This window comes from Prevotella sp. P5-126 (assembly GCF_002251185.1).
Lineage (GTDB): Bacteria > Bacteroidota > Bacteroidia > Bacteroidales > Bacteroidaceae > Prevotella.
In genome coordinates, this window is record NZ_NPIZ01000100.1 from 1 (window position 1) to 1,319 (window position 1,319).

Here is a 1,319-nt window from a genome sequence, read left to right on the forward strand (position 1 = left end):
ACTCTAAGTTTGCAGAAGAATGCGACGCAGTCGCATAAATGTTAAATAATCAAGGTAAAACTATGATTGCTAAAGACAGTTTCGTACCTTTGTTGTAAAAAGGTAGAATCGGTCTGTCGAAGAGGTAAACCATGGATTTCACTAGTCTGAAGACTATAATCCGTTTCGGACCTCATCGACATAGTTGCAAAGACCAGATAGAAAGTTATCGGCTCTGAGCCTTGTTAGAGTGTTAGTCCATACAACTATTGACCAATTCTACATAATTAAACTCGTACAAAGATATGAAGAATTTATTTATTGGAGTTGATTTTTCGAAAGAAAAAGTTGATGTGGCTATCATTTTTGCAGACGGACTTGCAGAAACAGCCTCAAGAGTGTTCAACGAATTCAAGACAACTGTGTCTGGTTACAAACAACTGATCAAGTGGGTGGAGCAGAACTCCGGCGGCATCGAGCCTTCCTTGTGGCTCTTCTGCGGAGAAAACACTGGCGATTACAGTAAGGGACTATGCAACTTCCTATACGGCAAAGGCTACGACATGTGGCTTGAGAATGCTAAGAGCATCAAGGATGCATCAGGTCTTAGACGATTGAAGTCGGACCGTGCCGACGCCTCAATGATTGCCGAATACGCAATGAGGAATTACGACAGAGCCATTATGTACGAGCCACTTAGCGAGTCACTTGCACAACTGCGTGAGCTGTTCCTGTATCGTCAAATGGTGGTACACCATAGATGCAGTTTTCAGGTGCGTAGAGGCGAGAAGAAGCTCACCATGGAGAAGTCGCCTATCAAGACCATGATCTCGCAGAGCGGAAGACATATCGTGTCAGAACTCAACAAGGAAGTCGAGAAGATAGACAAGCGAATCGCCGAGCTTATTAAGTCGGACGAGGAGCTAACCGAGGTATTCACCATCGTGACCTCGGTGCCTGGCATAGGAACGCAGAACGCCGTGTGCCTGATGGTATACACCGATAACTTCCGTCGTTTCAATTACGACTCACGCAAGATAGCCTGCTACTATGGCATAGCCCCGTTCGGCAAGGATTCGGGTACCAGTGTGCATTCTGATCCTCGTGTACACTACATGGCGAACCGCCAGATAAAGTCCATGCTGACGCAGGCTGCACTGGCTGCCATCAACTTCAATCCCGTTATCGCAAGATACTATATGCGACTCGTAGAACGTGGAAAGAAGAAGCAGGTTGCACTGAATAATGTAAAGAACAAACTCATACGTTTGGTCACTGCTATGGTCCGAAATCGCCAAATTTTCTCACCAGAATATAAAATATCAGCATAAATTAAAAAT

1 protein-coding gene is annotated in these 1,319 nt (G+C 45.0%); it reads left to right on the forward strand.

The genetic code is table 11. The annotated features are described in order from the left end of the window. Window positions 1-284: 284 nt before the first annotated feature. Window positions 285-1,310 carry an IS110 family transposase gene (locus tag CIK90_RS11685; protein WP_094449302.1) on the forward strand — a complete coding sequence of 342 codons (1,026 nt, stop codon included), beginning with the start codon at window positions 285-287 and terminating at the stop codon, window positions 1,308-1,310. Window positions 1,311-1,319: the final 9 nt, after the last annotated feature.